The organism is Streptomyces sp. NPDC026538 (assembly GCF_055567535.1).
The window spans coordinates 1-24653 of record NZ_JBVHQG010000012.1; the positions used below are offsets into that span (position 1 = coordinate 1).

General features: G+C 68.6%; 18 protein-coding genes and 1 pseudogene. 8 read left to right on the forward strand and 11 right to left on the reverse strand.

Annotation, left to right across the window (positions count from 1 at the left end):
- The 11 genes and pseudogenes from ACZ4N4_RS36765 to ACZ4N4_RS36815 all read right to left on the reverse strand — a co-directional run.
- Positions 1 to 114 (reverse strand): annotated as a pseudogene (locus ACZ4N4_RS36765) (IS5/IS1182 family transposase); the annotation flags it as partial.
- 64 nt (positions 115 to 178) lie between these two features.
- On the reverse strand, positions 179 to 481 hold the full coding sequence (locus ACZ4N4_RS36770) for a hypothetical protein (protein ID WP_467597077.1): 303 nt from the start codon (positions 479 to 481) through the stop codon (positions 179 to 181).
- A 1560-nt stretch (positions 482 to 2041) separates the two neighbouring features.
- Positions 2042 to 2254 (reverse strand): hypothetical protein, encoded by a 213-nt coding sequence (locus ACZ4N4_RS36775; RefSeq protein WP_467597080.1) that lies wholly within the window; start codon positions 2252 to 2254, stop codon positions 2042 to 2044.
- A gap of 172 nt (positions 2255 to 2426) precedes the next feature.
- Positions 2427 to 3284, reverse strand: coding sequence for an AfsR/SARP family transcriptional regulator (locus tag ACZ4N4_RS36780; RefSeq protein WP_467597083.1), 858 nt, complete (start codon positions 3282 to 3284; stop codon positions 2427 to 2429).
- 114 nt (positions 3285 to 3398) lie between these two features.
- Positions 3399 to 4004: a helix-turn-helix transcriptional regulator gene (locus tag ACZ4N4_RS36785; protein WP_467597086.1), complete on the reverse strand. Its 606-nt coding sequence runs from the start codon at positions 4002 to 4004 to the stop codon at positions 3399 to 3401.
- A 353-nt stretch (positions 4005 to 4357) separates the two neighbouring features.
- A complete protein-coding gene (locus tag ACZ4N4_RS36790) occupies positions 4358 to 5293 on the reverse strand; it encodes a cupin domain-containing protein (protein WP_217547997.1) in 936 nt (311 codons plus the stop codon).
- Entirely contained in the window at positions 5290 to 7035 is a 1746-nt protein-coding gene (locus ACZ4N4_RS36795) for an AMP-binding protein (protein ID WP_467597089.1), read from the reverse strand. Before ACZ4N4_RS36795 ends, ACZ4N4_RS36790 begins: the two co-directional genes overlap by 4 nt.
- The gene (locus ACZ4N4_RS36800) at positions 7022 to 8434 is read right to left on the reverse strand and encodes a class I adenylate-forming enzyme family protein (protein WP_388546888.1); all 1413 of its coding nucleotides are present in this window, start codon (positions 8432 to 8434) and stop codon (positions 7022 to 7024) included. Before ACZ4N4_RS36800 ends, ACZ4N4_RS36795 begins: the two co-directional genes overlap by 14 nt.
- Before the next feature lie 6 nt (positions 8435 to 8440).
- On the reverse strand, positions 8441 to 8689 hold the full coding sequence (locus ACZ4N4_RS36805; protein ID WP_075029626.1) for an acyl carrier protein: 249 nt from the start codon (positions 8687 to 8689) through the stop codon (positions 8441 to 8443).
- Positions 8690 to 8767: 78 nt separating this feature from the next.
- Entirely contained in the window at positions 8768 to 10096 is a 1329-nt protein-coding gene (locus ACZ4N4_RS36810; protein WP_467597093.1) for a condensation domain-containing protein, read from the reverse strand.
- On the reverse strand, positions 10084 to 12279 hold the full coding sequence (locus ACZ4N4_RS36815) for a peptidase domain-containing ABC transporter (protein ID WP_467597095.1): 2196 nt from the start codon (positions 12277 to 12279) through the stop codon (positions 10084 to 10086). Before ACZ4N4_RS36815 ends, ACZ4N4_RS36810 begins: the two co-directional genes overlap by 13 nt.
- Before the next feature lie 984 nt (positions 12280 to 13263).
- Here ACZ4N4_RS36815 and ACZ4N4_RS36820 point away from each other — a divergent pair.
- The 8 genes from ACZ4N4_RS36820 (at position 13264) to ACZ4N4_RS36855 (ending at position 24610) form a co-directional block, all read left to right on the forward strand.
- A complete protein-coding gene (locus ACZ4N4_RS36820; protein WP_467597624.1) occupies positions 13264 to 16296 on the forward strand; it encodes a glycine--tRNA ligase in 3033 nt (1010 codons plus the stop codon).
- Positions 16297 to 16589: 293 nt separating this feature from the next.
- Positions 16590 to 19577: an AfsR/SARP family transcriptional regulator gene (locus ACZ4N4_RS36825; RefSeq protein ID WP_467597098.1), complete on the forward strand. Its 2988-nt coding sequence runs from the start codon at positions 16590 to 16592 to the stop codon at positions 19575 to 19577.
- A gap of 247 nt (positions 19578 to 19824) precedes the next feature.
- Positions 19825 to 20175: a hypothetical protein gene (locus tag ACZ4N4_RS36830; RefSeq protein WP_075029623.1), complete on the forward strand. Its 351-nt coding sequence runs from the start codon at positions 19825 to 19827 to the stop codon at positions 20173 to 20175.
- A 226-nt stretch (positions 20176 to 20401) separates the two neighbouring features.
- A complete protein-coding gene (locus ACZ4N4_RS36835; protein WP_467597100.1) occupies positions 20402 to 21583 on the forward strand; it encodes a radical SAM protein in 1182 nt (393 codons plus the stop codon).
- Positions 21580 to 22440: a radical SAM protein gene (locus ACZ4N4_RS36840; RefSeq protein WP_168497240.1), complete on the forward strand. Its 861-nt coding sequence runs from the start codon at positions 21580 to 21582 to the stop codon at positions 22438 to 22440. The genes ACZ4N4_RS36835 and ACZ4N4_RS36840 overlap by 4 nt, the downstream gene beginning before the upstream one ends.
- Positions 22441 to 22447: 7 nt before the next feature.
- Entirely contained in the window at positions 22448 to 23257 is an 810-nt protein-coding gene (locus ACZ4N4_RS36845; RefSeq protein ID WP_467597103.1) for an aldo/keto reductase family protein, read from the forward strand.
- Positions 23244 to 23927: a phytanoyl-CoA dioxygenase family protein gene (locus ACZ4N4_RS36850; RefSeq protein WP_075029620.1), complete on the forward strand. Its 684-nt coding sequence runs from the start codon at positions 23244 to 23246 to the stop codon at positions 23925 to 23927. The genes ACZ4N4_RS36845 and ACZ4N4_RS36850 overlap by 14 nt, the downstream gene beginning before the upstream one ends.
- Positions 23924 to 24610, forward strand: coding sequence for a phytanoyl-CoA dioxygenase family protein (locus ACZ4N4_RS36855; RefSeq protein WP_467597105.1), 687 nt, complete (start codon positions 23924 to 23926; stop codon positions 24608 to 24610). Before ACZ4N4_RS36850 ends, ACZ4N4_RS36855 begins: the two co-directional genes overlap by 4 nt.
- Positions 24611 to 24653 lie beyond the last annotated feature (43 nt).

Consider the following 24653-nt stretch of genomic DNA (forward strand, 5'->3'; position numbering starts at 1 on the left):
CACCCGGTCCGGCACGCGCAGGCGTCCGGGGTAGCGATGACGACGCTCGGGAACGGGCGGCAGCAACGGAGCCACCCGCTCCCAGAGAGCGTCAGAAACAAGATCAACACGCACCCGCACAGCCTGCCGACCAAGATCGATCGCTGCAAGAGCATGGACTCAACTCATATTGAAACGATCAGTTATAGCCACCTGTTCCCGTTTGCCGCTCAACCGCCACGCTGCAACCGGAACCGAGCAACATCTCGTGCAGGCACAACTCCCACAGCGCAGAGTAGACGTTCGTGTCGGAGTTTCGGTCCCGCAGCCGGCTGAGCAGGCCGGGTTGAGCCTGGTCAGGGAAGCGCGACCACCATTCGTTGATCACATCCCGAACCTGGTCCCAGAACGGACCGGCGACCCTCTCGAAGAACTCGGCCTGGTGCTCGGCCGCCCGCTTCGGCGCCGCATCCGTCCGATTCCGGCTCGCATACACACCCATGACAGACGATCGTAGGTCGCTCCGCGGGCCATTCTCATTCCATTTCCACTGCGTCCCGACGACCGCAGGGCTCAACCGAGTGAGCCGTTCTCCCCCCTTCCGGGCCCCTGTTGAAGTGGCCGACCCGAGGAAGTGCCCACAGGCGGGTTTGGCCTCCAACGGGTGCACAGGTGCGAGATGCGCGACTGCTCGGACCAAGTCCGGCGGGCGCCCTACCGCCAACCGCGTTGACCATCACCTCGCTGGCGACGCGGACGCGGTGCCCCAACCAGCAATGCTGGTTGGGCTTGCAACTCACCCTCACGCTCATCGGAGCAGGGTATCCGTCAATGGCCAGTTACCAAGACCGGTGATTCCTTGGACTATTGGCAGTCCACCGCGTCTCCCCGCTGCCCGGGAAGCAATCAAACCGGAAAGGCACTGTTGACAGGAATGCCTAGCCAGAGCAGCGAAACGCATCACGGCCCGTTCAGCCTCGAGCACATCCGCGCCACCTGGAATAGGACCGCGAGCGTCGAGGACGCCGCCCAAGCGTTCGGCTTGTCGAGATCGAAGAGCTACGACCTTGTTCGCCGCGGGGAATTCCCCTGTCGCGTGCTGCCGATAGGCCGCACCGCCCGCGTCGTCACCGCCTCACTCCTCCCCGTACTCGAGAGCGGCGAGCCGGAGTACAACGGCGCCCCCAGTACAAGCCCCAATCCCTCTCGACCAACTGCACGACGACGTCCCACTGGAGCAAGCCAGCGGGGCGTCGTCGTATCACGTCCCCATCTACGCAGCACTCCCGTCTGAGCAAGCCGACGGGGGTCCTCACGCATCACGAGCGATCACAGGCGTGTCACCAACCCCGTAGACGCTCTCACGTCACAAGGCCCTGACCTGGACTTCCGCACTCACCCTGGACCAACTGGACGCCCGTGGACGGCTTCTACGACATGTGCCAGGTGGTTCCCGGCGAGGGGCCCAGGATCAGGACAGGAGCGTGTTCTGGGCCGTCAAAGCGGTATTGCAGGGTGTTTGCTGGTGTCTCGCTCACCCGCCCGACTCTCTCATCTCTCACGAGATCACACATGACCGGTTCCGGCCCACGGCCTCTTCCCCCTCTCTCCACGGCCGGTGCGGTATCTCTGGAGCCCTCGGGAAACGGGTACACGGTCTCCGCATGGACACATGTTCGTGCCGACACTCCCGCCGCTCGGTGTGCCGCGTGCGGGGCGGTGTCCCACCCGGACCGCGGAGCCGCAGGACGGATGCGACGGGTCGCCGCAGGCCCAGGTGAGCAGGGGGTCCGCGGGTGAGTGCGGCGGATCGGCAGCGCGGAATCAGGTCACGCCCGGGGCGTCACGTGGCGTGCGGACGGGTCCGGTCCCGGCCGGCGGTCATCGGGGGTCCGGCCCGGTGGACGCGGCGGCTGTGAACGTGGTGCCACGGTTGTGAGGATGCGGTGGTCGCCGCACACCCCTCGGGTGAGTCCGCGCCCCGCCCCCGGCTGCGTCACGCCGCCCCCGGCCGACGGTCACCCCTAGCGATCGCCGGCGTCGACCTCCCGTCGCCGGCCGGTCACGAGGAGGGCCCGTGGTATCTCGACCCCGTGCCGTTCCACTGCTCCGGGTCCTCGGCCCGGTAGTGGTGGTTCACCGTGCCGGACGACGGGTGGTTCGCCACTCCGCCGACGGGGGAACCGACGATGACGGCGGCCAGGATGAACGGCAGCGCCAGGACGGCGGCACGCAGGGACTGACGCAGCGGAACGCCGGATTTGCATCGCTTCACTTTATGTATCCGTTCTGGTGAGTTCTGCGCCGCGTGCCACCGGGCCCGCAGCGATTGGCCATGCTGGCAGGCCGTGATCAACGGGTGATCAATGTGCAGGTCGGGCGGTGAATCGGTGGCTGCTGTGCCCAATGCCGCGACGGGAGCGCCTTCCCGCGGGCCGTGAACGATGTCATGGAGCGACGCTCCGGTCCGTCGTCAGGCCATCCATGATGTCCGCGTCGTCGGCCAGGATCGCCTGGTGCAGCGCATGCAACTGCCGTCCGGGGAAGATTCCCAGGTCGTCGGCGAGCAGCTGGTACGCCTCGCGATAGGTGGCCAGCGCGGCGTGGCGTTGGCCGGACCGCCACAGGGCCATCATGAGATCCGCGCGCAGTCGTTCCTGGTGCGGATGATCAGCGACCGTGGCGAGGAGTTCGGGAATTATCTCGAAGTGCTGACCGTCCGCGAGCTGCGCCTGGAAGTACTTCATCAGCAGTCCGAGCCGGAACTGTTCCAGCCTGGCCGCCTCGGCCTGCATGACCAGAGTGTGGGTGAGGCCGCTCAGAGGCTTGCCCCGCCACAGCCGGATCGCCTCGCGCAGCAGCCTGCCGGCCTCCTTGGGCGCACCGTTGTGGAGGCTTTCCTGGCCGAGCTGCCACAGCTGCTGGCACCGCTCCAGGTCGACCTGATCGGACTCGGCCGTGAGCTGGTACCCGTCACTGGTCGTGATCAGACGGACGCCGGTCGCGTAGGCGAACTGCCGGCGCAGGCGGCTCACGTACAGTTGGATGTTCTTCTTGGCGCTCGAGGGTGGTGCCTCTCCCCAGACGGCCTCGATGATGTTGTCGACCGAGACGTGCCGGTTGGCATGGAGACACAGGTAGGCGAAGAGGATCTGCGGCTTCGCTCCTCCCGGGGACACGGTGACACCGGACACGAGGATCTCGAGCGGCCCTAAGAGATTCAGCTGAGTGGGGCCGGTCTCGACCCCCGCGTCCGGGTCGGCGTCCGAACGGGACGCTCCGCCGCCATGCCACGCTCTGCGCATGAGCTCCACTCCTACCCCCTTACGAGAAACAAGGACCATCCGGGGAAACCGCGACGCGTCCTGATGACGGGCCGCGTGTCAGACGAGGGGCAGGGCATAGACTCATCCGGATTCCTATTTTATGAACTCATCGGCGACCCGGGGCGGCCACGAATTGATTTGCAGTATTCCCGTCGAGTAGGCGAGCGCGATCAGCGCCACCCGATTCGGCGTGCCGAACTGCCGGAGCATGCGCGAGATGTGGTAATCGACGGTCTTGGGGCTGATGAATAAACGTGAGGCCAGGAATTCGGATGTCAGTCCTGCCGCGGTTCCTTCGAGGATTTTCGCCGCCATCTCACCGATGACCAGACTCTCGCTGACGGTCTTCGGCCCGGCGGGGTCCGTGGGGTGGAAGAGCTGTATGACCACGGCCCTGTTCGGCGAACTACCCCACAGGGCTGTCGCCGTGAGCACGGCCCTGAGCGGTGTGGCAGACCGTCGCCGCAGTGCTATGCGGTGACTGAACTGGTCCCGGTCTCCGACGAGTAGCTGGTTCAGGTCGCGGTCGAGAGCCTCGCGGAGGTCCGATTCTATGAGGTAGCGAAACGGCTTTCCGTACAGTTCCTCGCCCGACCCGCCGAACTGTCGGAAGAATTCCGGGCTCCCGTACTGCATCTGGTGCTTGCGGTCGAGAAAAACCAAGACCTCTCTGTCCGTTGTCAGCGCAGAATGACCCATTCGTGCTCCTGTGGCTTTCGACTGCACCCTGCCGGCCCGATCGACGGCGACTCGCAGGGCAGACCTGTCGTAGGCGCCGCTGGGCATGGAGCGCTGCACGCGCCCGACCTGTTCGGTTACGGCCATACTGGCTCACGGCGATCAGCGCACGATCAGTGCGGAATCGATGAGTGGGGGCGCCGCCCGCACCCGGGTGCAGCGAGCGGAGCGGCACCGGGCGCCGGCGGACCGTCCGGTCCCCAGGCCGCTACGACGACGGGCCGGCCGGGGTCCTCGGACCGGTGCCCGGTGTCAGCACGGCTCCGGACGCCCGGTGGCGACCCGTGCGGCCTCCGGCGTCGGGACGCGCGGGATCACCGCGGATCGGCGTATCCGGCGGCCAGGTCACCGAGCGAGACCGGTGCACCGGGATCGGGCAGGGCGGCAAGCCTGGTCCGCCTCGCGTGGTCCACCAGGTCCTGAGGGGTCAGACCGGCCAGTGCCTTGCTCACGTGCTCGAGCATGGCGGTGGCGGCGGCGAGGACGGCTTCGTCGTCCAGGGGACGCGCTTCGACGTTCATCGCCCTGGCCGTGAGCTTCTGGAGGCTGCGGAACAGATCGCCCTTGTGGACCTCACGGATCGTCAGTGACAGGTGCACGGACAGGCCGCCGCTGCCGACTGCCTCGTGGGCGAAGGCGCGTGGGATGTACAGGACGTCCCCGGCGTGCACGGTGGCGCGCAGCACCTCCGCCGGCTTCTCCCCTTCCACACTCCCCTCGCGCCATTCACCGTTCGCCGGTCCCTCGTAGACACGCCAGTCCTTGCTGCCGGCCAGTTGGAGAACGAGCACATCGGCGTCGTCGCGATGCAGTGGAGCTCCCTGGGCGCCGGGCGGGGTGACGAAGCAGAACGCCTCCACCGGCCGCTGGAGTTCGGCCGAGAGGCGGGCCAGCAGATCGCGGGTGGGGCGGTGCCACTGGTCGACCCGGTGCATGAGCAGGGTCGCGCCCTGCTCGATCAGTCCCCGTATCTTCTTCTGGTCGGCGAACCCCGGGTGGGAGACGCCTCGGACCGAACGTGCCGAGAAGTAGGTGTCGGTGGGCAGGGGACCCTCGGCGCCGGTCATCTCCAGGTAGGGCTCGTGCAGGAAGCCGCTGGCGAGGGCGTCGTCCACGTCGGCCGGCGTGAAGGGACTGACGAGGGAGCCGTCGGGAGTGAAGACACCGGGACGGCGGCGCCAGTGGTCGGCGGCGAAGGCCGCCGGGTCGCCGACCCACCGGGACAGTGTCGTGGAGTGCGCAATGGTCATGTCGTGCGTTCCTCTCTGAGCTCGGACGATGTGCGCCGGGGCACGTGGGGCCGGAGAACGGGCAATTCGCCCCGCTCGAAGCGCTGTTTCGTCTCGGAGATCCGCACCTTGCCGCTGGTCGTCACGGGAAGGCCGCCGGCGGGCAGCAGGGCGACCTCGGAGACGTACAGGTCGAGGACCTGGGCGAGCCGGCGCCGTACCTGGGCGGCCACCTGCGCGGGGGACGGTGCGCCGGAGCCGCCGGTCACTTCCGACACCAGGCACAGGAGTTCGCCGGCCGCCTCGTCCTCGACGGTGAAGGCGGCGCACCGCCCCGGTCTGAGGCCCGGTACGGCGGCACAGGCCGCGGCGATGTCCGCCGGGTGGAAGTTGCGGCCGCGGTGCACGAGTACGTCGTCCGTCCGTCCGAGGACGAACAGCTGGCCGCCGTCGAGGAACCCGAGGTCCCTGGTGGGATGCCAACGGGATCGCCGGACCGGCTTGCGCCAGTAGCCGCTGAAGAGTTGCGGGCCCCGGACGTGGATCTCTCCCACGCGGTGCGGGTCCTGGCGGCCGTCGCCGATGCGTACCCGGGTTCCCGGCAGCGGGACGCCCGAGGAGAGCAGGGTGGTGGAGGGGGTTCCCCGCGCGGCGCGGACCGCGCGGCCCGCACGCAGTGCTTCGGTGCTGACGGCGAGGCGGAGCGGCGGGAGTTCGGGGGTGGTGGCGGTGACGGTGAGGGTCGCCTCCGCCATCCCGTACGAGGGACACAGGACCTCGGCCCGGAACCCCGCTGCCGCGAACCGGGCGGCGAACCGCTCGGCGGTGGCGGTGCGGACCACCTCACCCGCGCTGCGCGCGACCCGCCAGGCACGCAGGTCCAGGGTTTCCATCTCGTCGTCGGTGGTCTTGCGCGCGCACAGGTCGTACGCGAAGTCGGGAGCGCTGGACAGCGTGCCGCGGCAGACGGTGAGAGCGGAGAGCCATTCCGCCGGACGGCGGGCGAAGCGCTCGGTCGGCAGGAGCACGGACTCGTATCCGCTGAACAGCGGCCTGAGGATTCCGGTGATCAGACCCATGTCGTGGCTGAGCGGCACCCATGTCACGGCGACGTCGGCCGGGCTCTCGCGGTAGCAGACGGCCGCCTGGCGGCAACTCGACCGCAGGGCACGGTGATCGATGACGACGCCCTTGGGAGAGCCGGTCGATCCGGAGGTGTACTGGAGAAAGGCGGGTGTTCGCGGGCTCACCCGTACTTCGGGCGCGCCGCCGCGCTCCGGCACGGCGGCGGCGACCGCCGGCAGCTCCTCCCAGGTGCGGATCCTGACCCGCGTGGCGGAGTCCTCCAGCGCGGGGCGCACCGTGTCCCGCCACGCTTCCGTGGTGATCACGAGAGCCGGGCAGCAGTCCCGAACGATGGCACGCAGTCGCTGCTCGAACGCCTCCGCGCGCATCGTGCGCGGGCCCGGGGCGGGAACCGCGACGAGTCCGGTGCCGATCACGGCCAGCAGGACGGCGGCGAACGTCTCGTCGTTCGGCAGCACCAGGACCACCCGTTGCCCGGGTTCGGCGTCCAGGCCCCGCAGCGCGCGGGCGACGGTGTCCACCAGCCGGTCCAGTTCCCCGAAGGTCGTACGGCGCCGGATCTCCCCTTCGTCCCAGCTGGTCAGGGCGATGGCTTCCGGCCGCTGCCGGGCGTGGTGCCGGAGCCATCCGGTGGCTGTGACGGAGTCGTGGGCCGGTCCTCCGCTACCGGGGGCCACGCGGAGCGCTCCGGGCCAGGACGCCGAGATCGGCCCGCCTCAGCTTGCCGCTGGGCGTACGGGGCAGGGAGCCCGAAACCGCGAGCACGACGCGCGGGCAGGGCAGGTCCAGTTCTTCCGCCGTGGCCTCGATGGCGGGCACCGGGTCCTGGAAGTCGGCACCGTGACCGTGTTCCACGAAGCACACCGGTCGGTCGCCGGCGCCGTCGAGGGCGGCGGCGTCGGTGACTCCGGGCAGCAACCGGATGTCGTGCTCCAGTCGCGCCATCCGGATCTCCCGCGGGCTCTCGGCCCGGCCGAGGACGAACAGATATCCCTCGTCGTCGAGATGGCCCACGTCCCCGGTCTTCAGCACGCCGGTGTCGGTCGGATCCCGGTCGGCCGCCCGCAGCCGGATGTCTATGTCCCCGGTCTCGCCCGCGGGCACGGGCCGGCCCTCCCGCGAGATCTCGACGCGGATCCCCGGCAGGGGCCGTCCGACGGATCCGGGCCTGGCCAGCCACTCCGCCGTGGTGATCTCGGTGATGACACCGTGGGACGTGCCGTAGTACTCGTGGAGGACCGGCCCGAACAGGTCGATGGCCGCGCGCTTGACCCCGGGTGGGCAGGCGGCTCCGCCGTGGAAGACGACCTGGAAGGGGTGGCTCGGTGCCGCGCCGGCCTCGACGAGGTCGGTCAGGCGGTCGGGGCTGAGCATGGCGCTGTCCGCACGGCGACGGTCCGCCAGTTCCGTGAAGGCGTCGCAGGACCAGCTTCGCTGGACGACGACCGTGCTGCCCGCCTGCAGCGCGTACAGGGCGGGGCCGAGAGTGCCCAAGTGGTAGGTGGGGTTGGCCATCAGGTGCGGGCCCCGGCCGACTCCGGCGCCGTAGCGTTCGACGACCGCGACCCCGCGGTACGGCCTGCGTGGACGTGTCCGCGCCACGGCCTGCGGCAGTCCGGTGGTACCGGAGGTGGCGAACACGAGGCGGCCCGCGGCCGGCGGCGTCGCGGGCGTGGCGGGGCCGTCCGTCCGGGCCGTCAGCTGCGTGTCGGTCACGACCGGGCAGGGCAGGGCGGGTCCGTCGGCCCAGGGCCGCGCACTGATGTGCACGGCGGTGGACACCGAAGCGAGCAGGGACGGTCCCATGGGAATTCCGAGCAGCTCACGGTCGATGGGGAAGAGACCGAAGCCGTGTCGCAGCGCGGCCAGGGCCAGCGCGAAGAAGGCCGGTCCGGTGGGAATGTCGGTCGACACGACCGCGCCGTCCGGGATCCCGTGGGCGCGCAGCCCCCGGGCCAGGGCGTCCGCGCGGCCGGTGAGATCGCCGTAGGTGCTCTGCTCGCCGTCGGCGATCACGGCCACGCGGTCCGGGTGGGTCCGCGCGGTGGCCCAGGGGTCCCAGAGATAAGGCTTCATGATTCCTCAGTGCTTGGCTGTCGACGAGGCGGGAGAGGGCTGCGCGAGCGCGGCGGCGAGTGCCGCGAGGTCGGGGAGGCTGACGACCAGTTCGACATCAACCTCGACGCCCAGGCTCTCCTCCAGACGGAGGCTCAGTTCGACCGCGGTGATGGAGTCGCCGCCGAGGGCGAAGAAATCGTCCTCGGGCACGACCGGCCTGCCGAACACCTCGCTCACGGCGGTCAGTACCTCGTCGATCGGCGTGTCGGACATGGCGCCTTCTCTGCTGGGGGGCGTGGGTCGGAATCGGGTACGGCGGGGAGGCGGACGGCCCTCACGGCTCCTGCCCGGTCATCCGGCGGGGACGGTGGCCGCCAGGCCGGCGAGCATGTCGTCCAGGACCGACCGTGCCAGCCGGCGGTCGGCCCGGTGCCCGTCGTAGAGGAGGTCGACGCACAGGCGGTCGCGGAACTCGGTGCACCGGAGGTGAAGTGCGAAGGTGTCATGAAAGGTGATCCTGTGCAGCGGGTAGGCGTCAGCCGTGATGCGCAGACCGCCGATGTCGTCCGCGACCGCGGAGTTCCCGTCGAACCGGCGCAGGTTGACGTAGATGTCGCGGCTGACGGGTGCGCCTCCGGCCTCCTCCGCCTCCCGGGTCAGCGCGGTGAGGTCCTCGGCGTCGAGCCTCTGGTGCCGGAGCCCGTTGAGCAGTTGATCACGCACCTGTGTCCGCACGGAGAAGGCGTCGGCGCCGGCGTCGCGCAGGGTCAGCGGGCAGGAGCCGGCGAACATGCCCACCACGTCCATGTCCCGGGACGCACGCGAGTCCATCGAGGTCCACAGTCCCACTTCGGACATGCCGGTTCGAGTGGCCAGTGCGGTGACGAACAACCCGACCGCCGACTGCAGGACGGTGAAGCGGAACTCGGCGCACAGACCACGCAGCGCCGTGACCGTCGCGGCCGGCAGTTCCGCGCTCACCATGCCTCCTTCCGCGGTGTCGGCCTCGGCGGGACCGGTCCGGGGCCAGGGAACGCGGGTCATGAAGGCCAGGCGTTCCCGCCAGTTCGCCTGCGCCTGCTCGCGCAGCCGCTCGCTCGTCCGCTCCCGCTGCCGGACCGCCGCGTCGGCGAACGAGGGGGCGGTGTCCGGCGGGGACCCGCCGTCGCGCAGGGTCTGGTAGTCGCGCCAGACCTCATGCCCGAAGAGGTGATGGGCCCGGCCGTCGAAGACGAGGTTCTGGAAGGTGGCCAGCAGCGCGTGGTGGTTCTCGTCGTAGCGCAGCAGCCTGATGACGAACGGCCGTTGTGTGCCGTACGACCACGGGGTGACGCAGTCGCGGGACAGCAGGACCGAGGCGTAGTGGGAGAACTGTGCGGGCGAGGCGGCCTTCACCTTCACCCGTCGGACGACTTCCTCCTCGGCCTCGATGCTCCGGGTCCACTGCAACGGGTGCGGGCCCGGCACCGGATCCATCTGGAGGTGCAGGGCGTCGTGCCGGACCACGAAGGCGCGTACGGCCGCGGCGAGGGCGTCCGTGTCGAGGCCGCCCAGGATCTCGAACGCGAGTTGAGTGTTCTTGTGGGACCAGCCGCTGGAGAGGGTCTTGGTGTGGAACCACTCCTGCTCGTAGGTCAGCGGGAACGGGGTACGCACCCGTGAGGCCGTCAGGCGAGGCACAGGTACTCCGTTCCGCTCTCTTTGAGGACGGCGGGGGAACCCGCCTCGACGATGCGTCCGTCGCGCATGACGACGACCTGGTCCGCCTCGTCCATCACCGTCAGGCGGTGGGCTATGACGACGACGGTGATTCCCGCGTCCAGCAGCCCCCGCATGATGGATTCCTCGAGAGCCGGGTCGAGGGCGCTGGTCGCCTCGTCCAGGATGACCAGTTCGGGCTTCTTCGCCAGCGCCCGGGCCAGCACGATCCGCTGGCGTTGTCCGCCCGACAGCCCGTGGCCGCCTGGGGCGACGAGGGTGTTGTACCCCATGGGCATGGCTTCGATCTCCTCGTGGATGTGCGCCAGCCCGACCGCCGTGATCAGATCCGACTTGCTGATGTCGTCGCCGCCGAAGAGGATGTTGTCCCGGATGGTGCCGCCGAAGAGGTGCGCGTTCTGGTTGACGTAGCCGATGCGCCGCCGGTAGGTGGGCCGGTCGAGTTCGGCCAGGTCGGTGCCGTCGACGGTCAGGGTGCCGCCGGTGGGTGTGTACAGTCCGGCCAGCAGCATGCCGAGGGTGGACTTCCCGGAGCCCGAACGGCCGATGACGGCCATGAACTGCCCTGGTTCGAGTTCGAAACTGACGCCGTCGAGGGTGGGCCGCGGAGCTCCCGGATAGCGGAAGCCGACCGCTTCGGCCTTGATCCGGCCAGGTCTGGCCACGCCGGTCCCGGCGAAGGCGCCCCGCGGTTCGGGGGCCGCTCGCAGGACGTCGTCGAGTTTGGCGAGGGTGGGCCGGACCGCGGCCAGCTGGGAGCCGGCGTCGAAGAGGCCTTCCAGCGGGATGAACAGGGCGATCGTCAGCGTCATGAAGCCCATGGCCTCGCCGAGCGAGTAGCGGTGGCTCAGGACCAGCCAGATCCCGGCGACCAGCACGATCAGGGGCGCGGCGAACTGCAGCGTGCGGCTGAGGGACGCGAACAGGGCGAGGTTGCGGCGGGCGCTCAGACGCTTGTTGACCTCATGGACCAAGGTGTGCGACCAGCGCTCCACCGCCCGGCCGTCCATGCCGGCGGCCTTGAGGGTGGTGATGCTCTCCAGCATCTCCACCAGTTCCTCCTGGGCCTTGGTCTGGCGTTCGAGGACTTCTTGGCTCAGTCCGGTCTGCCGGCGCCAGGTCAGCACGAGGATGGCGGTCTGCATGACGACCAGCACGGTGACGAGAAGCGACAGGAGCGGGTTCGCGACGGCAATGGCGATCAGATAGACGACGATGAGCAGGCTGTCGAAGAGGGCCGAGACCGCGGTGAGGCTCAGGACCTGGACGAGCACGTTGCTGGTGCGGACCCGTAGCGCGAGATCACCGGAGTTGCGCACGGTGAAGAAGTCGTAGGGCAGGTCCGCCATATGCCCGACGATGCCCAGGGTGAGCCGTTTCTCGATGACGGCCTGGCGCCTGGTGACCAGAAACGATCGCGCCACTGACAGGGAGAAATAGAGGACGACCAGACCGGCCAGGATGGCGCAGGCCGTCCACGCTCCGCCGGTGGACCGGTTGCCGAGGACGCGTTCGACCAGGAATCCGGCGGTGAGCGGCAGGGCGAGTTCGAAGGCCATGAGTCCGGCGGAGGAGGCGAGGATCAGCGCCAGTTCCCGGCCGAGCGGCAGAAACTGCCGCAAGCGGTGCCAGGGGCCGGGGAGTTCACTGCCGCGTCGGCGCCGGCCGGAGCCGGCTTCGAGCGGCTGCTCGAACTCCAGGGCCACGCCCGTGAAGGACTCGGCGACCGTTGCCATGGTGAGCCTGCGGCGTCCATGGACAGGGTCGACGACATCCACATGGTCTTTGCCGGCTCCCTCCAGGACGACGAAGTGGTTGAAGTTCCAGAACAGGATCGAACCGGGGGACAGCCGCGCCAGGGCTTCCGTGCCAGCGCGTACGCCGCGGCCCTTGACGCCGTATTCGCGGGCGATCTCCAGGAGGGTGCGGGCCGATGCGCCATTGCGTCCGGAACCCGCACGCGCGCGGATCTCGTCGAGGGACACGTCCACGCCGTGGTGGCGCAACACGGTCACGAGAGCGGCGGGACCGCAGTCGCTGACCTGGGTTTGGAAGCAGACCTGCAGCCGCGCTCCGCGTGTGCGTCGTCTGAACCGCTCGCGGACCGCCGTGATCCGCTCGGCTGCTCCCTTGGGCCGGGTCACGGCAGGAGCGTGACCGAAGACCGGTCCAAGGCCATCGCTCCTGCGATGGTGTTCGAGCGCCTCGGCGTTGAAACGCGAATCGCCAGGCATGAGTCCCTTCCCGTTGTGAGTCACTGGCCTGTCTGCCCGCGACAGGACGTCCGGACGTGAGCCGTCGGCCCGTCCGCCGAAGAAGCGCAGGCCCCCTCGGCGGACGGACCGCGGACTTCAGATCGTCAGATGACGCAGGTGAGGGAAATCCCGAACTGGCCGCCGACGATGTCGTCCAGCTCCTCTTCCGACAGGTCGGAAATGTCGATGTCGTCGAAGTTTTCCATGACTTCTCTCTTTCGCAGGGGCTTCTTCGCATCCGTGGGATCGGATTCTGTAACCAGAGAACTGTGTCGAGCCACACCAAGAAATCACCGAAAAGCGATGCCCGGACGAAATCCACTACAGGCACCGAACCACCTGACGAGAGGAAGCACAGGGGATGTAATGCGTTCACTTCACGTCCGGATGACCGAACGACTGAACCGTAGAGAGCAACATTCGATCAGTCAAGCCTCGATTTCCCGTCCGCCGACACTATGAACTGAATAGGCTGGGCAGGAAGGGAAAGGTTCCGCATAAACGTCCACACTCATGGTCGCATGAAAATCGACTGGCAGAACGGCGGCCCGGAAAGACTAGTGGATTCCCTAGATCTTCGAGTTCCCCGCCCGTTCGGGCGCCGGGCACGCGCACCTCCGGCCGCGGGACGCGGCCGGAGGTGACGGGGCCGTGGCGACGGCCGTCGACAGGTCTCGGCCACTCGGGGGAACGCCGGCCGGCCCGCTCGGCCGGTCGCAATTGGCCCGGACGTGGCGCCCGTTGGCTCCCCAGCGATGCCGAGCGGAAACGCCCTGATTGGTAGACTCCCGCAGGCCATGGTCTCCTGAGCCTCAGCCGGGAGATGCTCTGAGCATGTGCCGTATTCGTGGAGGAATGATCTCGGTGTTGACGATGCAAGAAGCACTGCTGGTGCTGAACAAGTACTGGACCGAACACGGGTGTCTGGTCGTTCAGCCCATGAACACCGAGGTTGGTGCGGGCACGCTCAACCCCGCTACGTTCCTGCGGGTCCAGGGACCGGAGCCGTGGCGTGTCGCATACGTGGAACCGAGCGTCCGGCCCGACGACTCACGTTACGGCGAGAACCCGAATCGGCTGCAGACCCACACGCAGTACCAGGTCATCCTCAAGCCCGAGCCCGGAAACGCGCAGGAGCTTTTCCTGGGCAGTCTGCAGGCACTGGGCATCGACACGGCCGCACATGACATTCGCTTCGTCGAGGACAACTGGGCGTCCCCGGCGCTGGGCGCCTGGGGGCTCGGCTGGGAAGTATGGCTCGATGGTCTGGAGATCACCCAGTTTACATACTTTCAGCAGGCAGGCGGCATCACCCTCGACCCGGTGTCCGTCGAGATCACCTACGGCATGGAACGCATCCTGATGGCGCTTCAGGGTGTCAATCACTTCAAGGACCTCAAGTACGCGCCGGGTGTCACCTACGGCGAGGCGTTCGGCCAGGCCGAGTACGAGATGAGCCGCTACTACCTCGACGAGGCCGACCTGGAGACCCAGCGGAGCCTTTTCGAGGCCTACGCGGGCGAGGCGCGCCGCATGCTCGACGCGCGTCTTCCCGTTCCCGCGTACTCCTTCGTCCTCAAGTGCTCGCACGCGTTCAACGTGCTCGACGCGCGGGGCGCCATCTCCACCACGGAGCGGGCACGTTCCTTCGCCCGGATGCGCGGGTTGGCCCACGAGGTCGCCGAGTTGTGGGTCGCGCGGCGCGAGGAACTCGGTTTCCCCCTGGGCCGCGTGTCGAGCAGCGACTCCGCCCCGGCCGACACCGCGGTGAGCGAGGCTCCGGGCCGGGCGGCGGCCGCGGAACCCGTCGGGGCCGAGCAGGGCACGGTGACCCCGCCGGCCGAACCGGGGCCGGCCACCCTCGTGGTCGAGATCGGCGTGGAGGAGATGCCGCCGGCCGAGGTCACCCGGACCTCGCAGGCGGTGCGCACCGCATTGACGGAGAAACTGGGCGCAACCCGGCTGGGACACGGTGAGATCAGGGTCGACGCCAGCCCCCGACGCGTGGTGGCCACCGTCCTCGGCGTGGAACCCCGCGAGGCCGACTACGAACAGACCGTGCGCGGGCCCCGGGTCTCGGCGGCGTTCGACGCGGAGGGAAACCCCACCAAGGCGGCCATCGGCTTCGCCAGGAGCAACGGCGCCGAACCGGCGGACCTCGGTCGCGTCACCGTCGGGGCCAACGAGCATGTCGCGCTCACCCGGCAGGTCGTCGGGCGCTCGGCCGAGGACGTCCTCTCCGCTCTCCTCTCGGAGGTCGTGACCGGACTTCGCTCCGAGAAGAACATGCGGTGGAACGCTCCGCGGCTCTCCTTCACCCGTCCGATCCGCTGGATCATGGCTCTGCTGGGAGAGCGGGTCGTCCCTTTCACGGTGTCCAGCCTGACGTCGGGACGTACGACGCAGGTTCACCGTGACGCGGTGCCTCCCACGGCGGAGGTGCCGACGGCCGACGGGTACCTGCCCTTTCTGAAGGAGCACGGAATCCTCGCGGACGCCGCGGAGCGGCGGCGCCTCGTGGTGGACGGCGCGGCGCGACTCGCCGAGGCCGTGGGCGGACACATCCAGACGGAGCAGTACGGCGCGCTGATCGACGAGATCACCAACCTGGTCGAGTCCCCCACCCCGATCCTCGGGAACTTCGACCCGAAGTACCTCACGCTGCCCGCGGACATCCTCGTCACCGTCATGCGCAAGCACCAGCGCTACCTTCCCGTGGTGGACGCCGACGGCAGCATGCTGCCCCACTTCGTCGCGGTGGCCAACGGAACGTGCGACCACGACGTCGTCCGCCACGGCAACGAGGCGGTGCTGCGCGCCCGGTACGAGGACGCCTCCTTCTTCTGGAAGGCGGATCTGGAGACTCCGCTGAGCGAGATGAGAGAGAAGACGCACCTCCTCACGTTCGAGGAGCGTCTCGGCTCCATGGCGGACCGCGCCGACCGCATCTCGGCCATCGCCCACCGGCTGGCGAAGGTCATCGGCCTGTCCGGCACGGCCCACGACGTCCTGGAACGGGCCGCGGCCCTGACCAAGTTCGACCTCGGCTCCCAGATGGTCACCGAACTGTCCAGCCTCGCGGGCATCATGGCGCGCGAATACGCCGTGCGCGCGGGCGAGAGCCAGGCGGTGGCGCAGGCCCTCTACGAGAACGAACTGCCGCGTTTCGCCGGCGACGCGTTGCCCGAAACGCTGCCGGGGGCCCTGCTGGCCCTGGCGGACCGGCTCGATCTGCTGGTCGGACTCTTCGCGATCGGGGCCGAACCCACGGGCAGCTCGGACGCGTTCGGGCTGCGCCGCTCCGCGCTGGGCGTGGTCAACATCCTCCTCAGCAGGAGCGACCTGGCCGCGATCAGGCTCGGCCAGGCGCTGGCCGTCGCGGCGGAGCACCAGGCCGTCACGGTCGAGCAGAAGCATCTGGAGGACGCGGCCCAGTTCGTGCTGCGCCGCTTCGAGCAACAGCTGATCGAGCTGGGGCACTCCACCACCGACGTCCGCGCGGTGCTGGTGCGCGGCGACTCGCCGCGGCTGGCCACGCGGACCCTGGAGGAGCTGGAAGGCCTGCAGGGTGACGACCGGTTCGCCACCGTTCTCGCGGCGTTCCAGCGGGTACGGCGCATCGTGCCGGCCGGGCTGGAGGCGGTGTACGCCCCGGAGCAGCTCCATGAGCCCGCCGAGCAGGCTCTGCACGCCGCCCTGGTCAAGTGCCGGCAGGTCCTCGACGGGGAGACCTCGCTCGTCCGCTTCAACGCGGAGACGGGCGAGCTGGTCGACGCGGTGAACATCTTCTTCGACAACGTCCTGGTGATGTCCGAGGACCCCGCAGTCCGGGCCAACAGGCTGGGCCTGCTCGCCGGAGTGCGCGACCTCGCGGAGGGCATCGTCGACTGGGAGTCACTGGTCTGAGAGGTCCGGCCGACCACTGACGGTTCATGAGCGGGTGCCCGTACGGGCACCCGCTCATGTGTTCCCCGGAGCCGGTCTCCCCTGCCCCGCAATCCCGGCGGCCTCACGTCGTATACACATTTTCGAGGATGAATCGACGCGGCTGATAGGCTGGTTGCCAGCCGACGGCGCTCGGCTGGCCACTTCAGCGCACAGGTGATCGATCCAAGCGTGAGCCGATCCCCACGGTGAGTTCGTGACCATGATGTTGACGACGGCGTTCGGAGTGGTCGGGCAAGGAGGGCCTTGGCGAGGTGACGGAAGAACTGCTCTTCGCCGTTCTCGGGGCGGTTCGTGCATACCGGGGCGACGCGGAACTGCACCTCGGTCCACCCCAGCTCCGGGCCATGCTGGCAGTCCTGCTCCTGCGACCGGGGCACACCGCGTCGAAGACACAGTTGGTGGACGCGTTGTGGGGTCCCACGCCCCCCAGCAAGGCCACCACCACGATCCGCACCTACGCCTGGCAGTTGCGCAGACTCCTGGAACCGGACCGCTCCACGCCGAGCGTGCTCGTGTCGGTCGGCGACGGCTACCGCCTGGTCGTCCCCCCGTCCTCGCTCGACGTGAGGCAGGCCGAAACGCTCACTCGTGAAGCGGCGCAGGCACGTGCCTCGGGCCGGCTGGAGGAGGCGAGCGACAGGCTGGTCCGCGCACTCGACCTGTGGCAGGGAGAGACTCTGGCCGGAGTGCCCGGCCCCTTCGCCATGCGGCAGCGTGACCGGCTCGAGGAATTACGCATCGCTCTGCTGGAGGAACGTTTCGACGTCGACCTGGCCCTCGGCCGCCATCGCCAGGTCATTCCCGACCTGGCGGACCTCACGGCCACACACCCCCTGCGCGAGCGTCCGTACGGCCTGTTGATGCGCGCGCTCTACGGGGCGGGCAGACAGGCCGACTCGCTCGCGGTATTCAGCGGTGTCAGGAAGCTACTGCTGGAGGAGCAGGGCATCGATCCCGGGCCTGAGCTGACCGCCGTCTACCGGCAAATCCTGGAGAACGATCCGGCCCTCTCCATAGCGGCCGTCGAGGAACCCGCGGTGCCCGACGAACCGAAGCCGGCCGAGCCCCTCCCCGCGGCCGCCCGGGACCGGGAACCGCTGCCCGTTCCGGCACAGCTTCCGCCGCTGCTTCCCGACTTCGTCGGCCGCACCGACGCCGTCAGCGACATGCACACCCTGCTGACGACGCCCGGACGGCGAGCACCGACCGTCGTGGCGATAGCCGGGATGGGCGGCAGCGGGAAAACCTCACTGGCCCTGTTCACGGCCCACGGCGTACGGCACGCCTACCCGGACGGGCAGCTCTACGCCGATCTGCGCGGAGCGGACGACAACCCCGCCGAGCCCGCCGGCGTCCTGACGGGGTTCCTGCTGTCGCTGGGCGTCGCCGCCGAGGCCGTACCAGAGACCCTCGAAGACCGTTGCAAACTCTTCCGTTCGATGCTGGACGGCCACAGGGTGCTGATCGTCCTGGACAACGCACGTGACGCGTCGCAGGTCCTGGACTTGATGCCCGGATCGGTCGGCTGCGGAGTCATCGTCACCGGCAGGTCCCGTCTCTTCGGTCTGCCGGTCACCAAACAGCTCAGCATAGACACCTTCAGGCCCGAGGAGGCCCTCTCGCTGCTCGGCGCGGTCATCGGGCACGAACGGCTCGACGCGGAACGGGAACAGGCGCTCGAACTGCTCCGGCTGTGCGGATTCCTGCCGCTGGCCATCCGGATCGTGGCCACCAGGCTGGCGTCCCGGCCGCGGTGGGCCATCGCGACACTGACCGCCCGGCTCGCCAACGAGCAGCGACGCATCGAGGAACTACGCGTGGGTGACGTGTCGATCCACGCGGTCTTCGAACTCGGCTACCGGCAACTGCCGCCCGAGCAGGCCCGCGCCTTCCGGCTGCTCGCCGTCCCGGGGTCCCTGGACTTCGGTCTGCCGGTGGCCGCGGCCGCACTCGCGACGGACGAGGAGACGGCGGAGGAACTGCTGGAAGCCCTGGTGGACGCCGCCATGCTGGAGTCCCCCGAACCGGGCCGCTACCGCTACCACGACCTGCTCCGCGCCTTCGCCCAGTGCGCGGAGCCGGAACACCAGGACGACACCCGGCAGGCCTTCGGCAGACTGCTCGACTACCTGCTGGCCACCGCGTGCAACGCCTTCGCGCAGGCCGTGCCCGGAGACCCGGTGGCGAACTCCCTCGGCCCGCTGCGGTCCCAGGGGCTGCACTTCGGCGACGTCCACGCGGCACGTTCCTGGATCACCGGCGAGATCGGACTGGTGACGGCGGCCGCGCTGCACACCGTCGGACGGCGGACGGAGCCCTACGACGGCCAGTTGCGGACCGCCGTCGACCTGCTCATCGCGGTCAGCCCCTTCTGCGCCGACGTCCGGTTCGAGGGGCTGCGGTCCGCCGCACTGGAGCTCGCGCGGGAGGCCGAGCTAAGGGGCGACCAACGGGTTCTGGGCCGGGCACAGTTGCTGTGCTGCAGCATCGCCCTGCAGGCCGCCCGCCCGTCCGAAACCGAGGAGCACGCGCGCCTGGCCGTCACGGCGTCGAGGAACACGAAGGACACGGTCATCCTCCGGCAGGCGCTCAACAACCTCGGTGTGGCGGTCATGTTTCTGCATCGATACGACGAGGCGGTGGAGTGCTTCGACGCGGCGATCGCACTCGCCCGTGTCCTCGGCCACAGGTCCGGCGAGGCGGCGACCACCATCAACGCGGCGCTCGCCCGCGTGCGCAGCGGCCGGGCCGCCGAGGCGATCCCGGCCTGCGAGACGACGCTGGTGACCCTGCGTTCCATGGGCGACCTTCCGGGGATCGCCTACGCGTTGTACGTGCTGGCTCTGGCGCTGCACGAACACGAGCGGTTCGACGACGCCATCGCCCGCTACACCGAGTGCCTTGCGGTCTGCCGGTCCGCCGGCATCCGGGGGCGTGAGGCCCACGCCCTGTACCGGCTCGCCGAAACCCTCCGCAGGACAGGGCGGTACGACGAGGCGGTGCGGTACGCCACCGAGGCCGTGGCCCGGTGCGAACAGATCGGAGCCGTACGGGACCACGCCTACGCGTTGATGGTCCTGGGCCGGGCCGAGGCCGATCGCGGCGGCATCGACACCGCCCGTGTCCAGCTCGGCAAGGCGCACGAACTCTTCACCGGTCTCGGCCTGCCCGATGCCAACGATGTCAGCCGGATCCTCGATCATCTGCCGGGCGGCTCCGCACCGACGGACGAACCGTGACGGTACCGGTCGCCAGCCCATATCGGCACATCGCGTCACGTCACTAAAATCCCCCTCGCGATGGAGCGGGAATACCGAAAAGGCGAGGCGCACGTCGAATATACCAGGGATGGACCACGTATATTCCCCCGCGTGCGAGAGTGAGCGCCAGCGGTCGCAATATGCGCACAAAAAGCCGTGGAGCAATCAGTAATTCAGCTCCGGGGCAGCGCGGACCGGATTCGACCCTTTCTTAGGAGGCGTTTGAATGCCCAAACCTCGCGAACAGAAGGACAACCACCTCATCTACGCCGACGCCGTGGGGTCGCGCGGTAAGTCGGGCGTGTGGTTCGGCGAGCGCGAAGACTTCAAGGCCAAGCAGGTCAGCGTGATGGACGCCGTCAAGGAGCGGATCGAGTGGGTGCCGGTCGAGGACGCCGTCATGGCGATCAGCCTTGACCCGCCCGGCATCGTTCTCATGGCGCCCAACCCGTCGCTGCCCGGCATCATCGTCCTCGCCGACGGTGCGACGTCCGAGAACACCGAGCATCTCAAGAAGCACTACACCGAGATCGTTCAGGGTGTTCTGAAGGACGCGAACATCGCGCAAGAAGACTGATCGATCCATCCTGCTGCGGTGTCATCGGCAAGCGACGGTGGCACCGCAGCGGGCTTCTCGCTGTGCGGTTCGTTCCGACGCATGGCTGGTTCCGTTTCTTTAGGAGTTCACCGTGACGAACGATGCCGATCGACTCTGGAACAAGTATTTGCTTGTCGCTCAGGGGGCGGAGGGTATTGTTTTTGATCCCGTCTCCCTGGGGAGCGCGAGTCTCACCGCCGATGAGATGAAGCGGATCCGCGACGACGAGCCCCAGATCCTGGCGGAAATGAAACAGCTGGGCTTCACTTCCGAGCCACCGGCCGCACCTCAGCGTGATCTCATCTTCGACCGGCTCAACGGGCTGGCGATGACCGGAAAGCCGCCGCGGATCAGCGGATACCGCATCGTGGTGACCGACCGCTGCAACATGACCTGCACGTACTGCTTCGTGGACACCAACACGGGCGCCGACGACATCACCATCCCCGACCTCCGCGAAGGGCTCGAGTACCTCTTCGAGCAGAACGCCGGCCAGGAGGAGGTCACCATTCAGTGGTTCGGCGGTGAGCCGACCACCCGGTTCGACCTTATGCAGTACGGAGACGAGTACGCTCTCGAACTCGCCGAGAAGCACGGCGTGGGGCGTGTGCAGTTCACCGTCGTCACCAACGGTGTCCTGATCAAGGACCCCATGATCGAGCACTTCAAGAAGTTCAAGTACGGCGTGGGCGTCTCCTTCGACGGGGCTCCGGACGACAACAAGGTCGAGCGGTTCCTGCTGTCGGGCAAGCCTGCGGACCAGCGGATCCACCGGAACATCCAGCGGCTGATCGATGCCGGGGTGCACGTGGGCTGCAACCTCACCCCCACGCCGATCAATGTGAGCAACCTGCCGGACACCGTCGAGTACGTGCTGTCCCTCGGCATCAACTTCATCTACGTCAACACCCCCATTCCGATCTCCGGCCGCTGGCACGTCGACGGCGAGGCGCTGTGCCGCGCGGTGTTCCGTTCGCGGCTTCTGGCGCTGTCCCGCGGTGCCATGCTGTTCTCCTCGCTCGACCGCATCTATCAGGCCCTGGACACCCGCCTGCCGAAGATGTACGAGCACATCCAGCAGGACGGCGGCCTGAACGCGGCTCTGCTGTCCCGCGGGCGCATCTCCATCCTCGACCTGAACTGGCGCGACGACTCGTTCGTCTTCCCGATCAGTCAGCTTCGGGAGCAGCCTGAGCTGCTGGCGGGAGCCGCCAAGAACCTCCTGCCGGCGAAGCAGTGCGGAGAGTGCCCCGCCGCCGCCGTCTGCGGTGGTCCGTCCCGCAACGACGTCTCGCTCCGGAACAACCCCGAGCCCGATCCGCAGATGTGCGACTTCTTCCAGGTGGGTCTCGAACTCGCCCTGACCGACCATACGGGGTTGCAGTGACCGACAGCCTCGGAGCACTCCGCGGAGTGCTCGTCTCGACCGCCGACAACTGCGAAGTGAACTGCCGGTTCTGCTTCCGGGCCGATGTCGGACGCGACGTCCTGAGCCTCAACACCTACGCCCGGGCACTGTCGCGGCTCCACGAACTCGGCGTTGACGAGCTGTGCTTGTCCGGCGGCGAGCCGACCGACCACCCGGAGTTCCGTCAACTCGTGCGCGTCGCGCTCCAGTTCGGCTTCCGCACCTCGGTGGTCACCGCCGCCAGGACCGGCCCGCGACTCGATGCCCTCGCCGGTGTCGCCGGCATGCTCAGTCACGTCACCGTCTCCGCCGACAGCCGTAGAGCGGACGAAATCGGCCGCACCGGCCGCACGATCTCCTCGACGCCGAAGGTCTTCGAGGCGTTGGGACACCGTCGGGCGAGCCTGCATGTCACCGCATACGAGCTGGACGAAGACGACCTGAAGGCCATCGTCTCGGTGGTCGAGACGGCCGATGTCCCGGTGGAGGTCAGCCCGCTGCTGCCGTCGCCGACGTTCCGTTTCGAGAATCCCCACCTCAAGCGCGACCTGGCGTTGATCGACACCTTCTTCGGCATGTCGGAGCAGCTGAGGACAGTGGTGTCGGACTACCACGAGTGGCTGCGCGGCCCGGTCGTCCGGTCCTGCCAGTCCGCGCGGCTATACCTGTCCGCGGACGGCTTCCTGCGCCGCTGCCCCTACGACAGCTCTCAGCAGGTGTCGGTCTTCGCGACGCGGCAGGAGATCGGCGAGGCGCTCGAGCAGTCGTTCTGCGAACCACCGACCACCGGTCTGGCCTGCATGGCGATCTGCCGTTCGGAATCCCACGAAGGGTGAGTTGTCCATGAACACGATGCAGGATCAGCCGTCCGTGGTGATCGGCACCATGCGCTGCTCGGGGTCCTTCAACGGCCTGATGGTGCTGGGTCGCGACGCGGACGAGGGCCGGGAGTTCGTCGAGGGTGCGATCGCCCAGGGCTTCACCACGTTCGACACCTCGCCCGTGTATGCCCGCGGGAGAGCGGAGGAGGACCTCGGCGCGCACCTTCCCGGCGACGCGTCGGTCTGGACCAAGGTCGGGATCGACACCACCAGTCCCCTGCCCACCCTGGACTACAGCCTCGAAGGAATGGCCAAGTCGCTGCAGGGAAGCCTGAAGCGGCTCGGGCGGGACCACGTCGAGGTCGCCTTCGTGCACAATCCGGAGCCGAGGCGGGTGTCGGACATCGACTTCGCCGGGTTCGCCAGGCACTGCTCACGGACGGGGCACGCGGCTCTGGTGGGCGTCAGTGTGCTGCTGCCGGACGTGAGTCTGCCGCAGATCGCCGGCAGGCTGCCCGCCGGCAGCGTGGTCATGTGCGAGGCGGACCAGCTGGATCCGCAGGACACGAACGTGACGCGCCTCCTCGCCGACTACCGTCTCGTGGTCCGCAGTCTCTTCTCGGGCGGCTCTCGGCTGCGGGCGGTACCGCCCGAGCGCAGGGCGGAGGAGATCGCCGCCAGGATCTCCGAGATCCACGAGATCTACCGCCCCGAAGCCGTGGTCATCGGCCCTCGGACCAAGGAGCAGCTGGATGACTACGAGGCGGGGCCGGCCTGGCTCACGTCCGCTGCTCGGCACTCCGCACCGGGGCGGTCCCATGTCACTCGATGAGGCGGAGGTCGCGCAGCAGCTGCGGGTGTTCGGATTCGCCCGCCTCCGGGGGGCCGCCGCGGACACCGTGGAGGAACTGCAGCGTGCTTTCGGCCGGCTGATCGATCTGCCGGCGGACGGTACGCCGAACGAGAGAGTCACCAGGTTCGACGCCCTCAACGAGATGCCCGAGCTGGGGCTGATCTCCGGATCGGCGTGGGTGGGCGCGATCTGCGGGGCGTTCTTCGAACGCAACCACCAGGTCATCACCAGCGATGCCAACGCGCTCGTCGGCGACTCGTACTGGCACTCGGACGGTTTCTACACCACGCCGTTCCTGCGTTTCGTTCTGTACCTGGACGCCACCGCGCACGACACGGGTGCCCTGCGTTTCCTTCCCGGTTCACATCGAGCCGACAACGGCTGGCTCGGGGAACCGACCCAGCACGTCATCAGGCACGGGGAGGACCTCGGTCTCACCGGTGGCGACGTTCCGGCGGTGGTCGTCGAGTCCGAGCCCGGCGACGTCATCGTCTTCGACACGAACGTCCTGCACTCGGCATGGCACGGCGACATACGACGGCAGCTGGCGTTCAACTGTGTCGGTGACCCGGTGACCGAGACCGAGCAGCGCGACACGCGTCGCTACTTCCTCAACCGCTACGTCTCCGGATCGGTGTCAATCGGATGAGACTCACCTCTTTGTCGGTGACCGACGCCGAGGTCACCCGCTTCAGGACGTTCGGGTTCCTCCACCTGCGCGGTGTGCAGAACGACGTCGTGCCGGCCGTCGCCGACGCCTTCGAAGACGTCTTCGAGACCTTCCCGCAGGTCGGCAGGCAGGGGCGTGCGGGCGTCGCCCGGATCGCCGAGCGCAGCGAGGTGCTCCAGAGGGTGCTCCTGGCCGACGACCGGTGTCCTCAGGTGGCACGTCGGCTGCTGGGCACGGATGTCGTCTACGTCGGCGGCGACGGAGTCCGCTACGACGGTGCCACCTTCTGGCACCGGGACGGGAACCACCGCGCTCTGCGGCTCCTCAAGATCGTCCAGTATCTGGAGCCGCTCGACGGCGACACCGGAGCGCTGCGGTTCATTCCCGGCACCCACCGCAGAGGCGGGAGCTGGGACTCGTTCGCCGCGGAGATGGAGAACCCGATGCGTCGCCTCGGGATGCGGCCCGAGGAGGTGCCGGCCTTCACCGTCGACTCCTCCCCCGGTGACCTCATCGCCTTCGATCCGCACTCCTACCATGCGTCGTTCGGCGGTGCCGACAAGCGGCGGCAGATCACCACGACGTATGCGGCCGTGCCGGAGTCGGCCGAAGCGCGTCAGGAGCTGACGAGCTATCTGCTCGCCGACCGATCGCTCCTGTAGCCCCTCCCCCGGTACTCCGTCAGGCTTATGAAGCACCTGAATT

Excerpts from the sequence above, each read along its gene's own strand:
- ACZ4N4_RS36770 (WP_467597077.1), bottom strand. The coding sequence starts at position 481 with ATGGGTGTGTATGCGAGCCGGAATCGGACGGATGCGGCGCCGAAGCGG.
- ACZ4N4_RS36780 (WP_467597083.1), bottom strand. The coding sequence starts at position 3,284 with ATGCGCAGAGCGTGGCATGGCGGCGGAGCGTCCCGTTCGGACGCCGAC.
- ACZ4N4_RS36785 (WP_467597086.1), bottom strand. The coding sequence starts at position 4,004 with ATGGGTCATTCTGCGCTGACAACGGACAGAGAGGTCTTGGTTTTTCTC.
- ACZ4N4_RS36790 (WP_217547997.1), bottom strand. The coding sequence starts at position 5,293 with ATGACCATTGCGCACTCCACGACACTGTCCCGGTGGGTCGGCGACCCG.
- ACZ4N4_RS36800 (WP_388546888.1), bottom strand. The coding sequence starts at position 8,434 with ATGAAGCCTTATCTCTGGGACCCCTGGGCCACCGCGCGGACCCACCCG.
- ACZ4N4_RS36805 (WP_075029626.1), bottom strand. The coding sequence starts at position 8,689 with ATGTCCGACACGCCGATCGACGAGGTACTGACCGCCGTGAGCGAGGTG.
- ACZ4N4_RS36820 (WP_467597624.1), top strand. The coding sequence starts at position 13,264 with ATGCAAGAAGCACTGCTGGTGCTGAACAAGTACTGGACCGAACACGGG.
- ACZ4N4_RS36830 (WP_075029623.1), top strand. The coding sequence starts at position 19,825 with ATGCCCAAACCTCGCGAACAGAAGGACAACCACCTCATCTACGCCGAC.
- ACZ4N4_RS36835 (WP_467597100.1), top strand. The coding sequence starts at position 20,402 with ATGAAGCGGATCCGCGACGACGAGCCCCAGATCCTGGCGGAAATGAAA.
- ACZ4N4_RS36845 (WP_467597103.1), top strand. The coding sequence starts at position 22,448 with ATGAACACGATGCAGGATCAGCCGTCCGTGGTGATCGGCACCATGCGC.
- ACZ4N4_RS36850 (WP_075029620.1), top strand. The coding sequence starts at position 23,244 with ATGTCACTCGATGAGGCGGAGGTCGCGCAGCAGCTGCGGGTGTTCGGA.
- ACZ4N4_RS36855 (WP_467597105.1), top strand. The coding sequence starts at position 23,924 with ATGAGACTCACCTCTTTGTCGGTGACCGACGCCGAGGTCACCCGCTTC.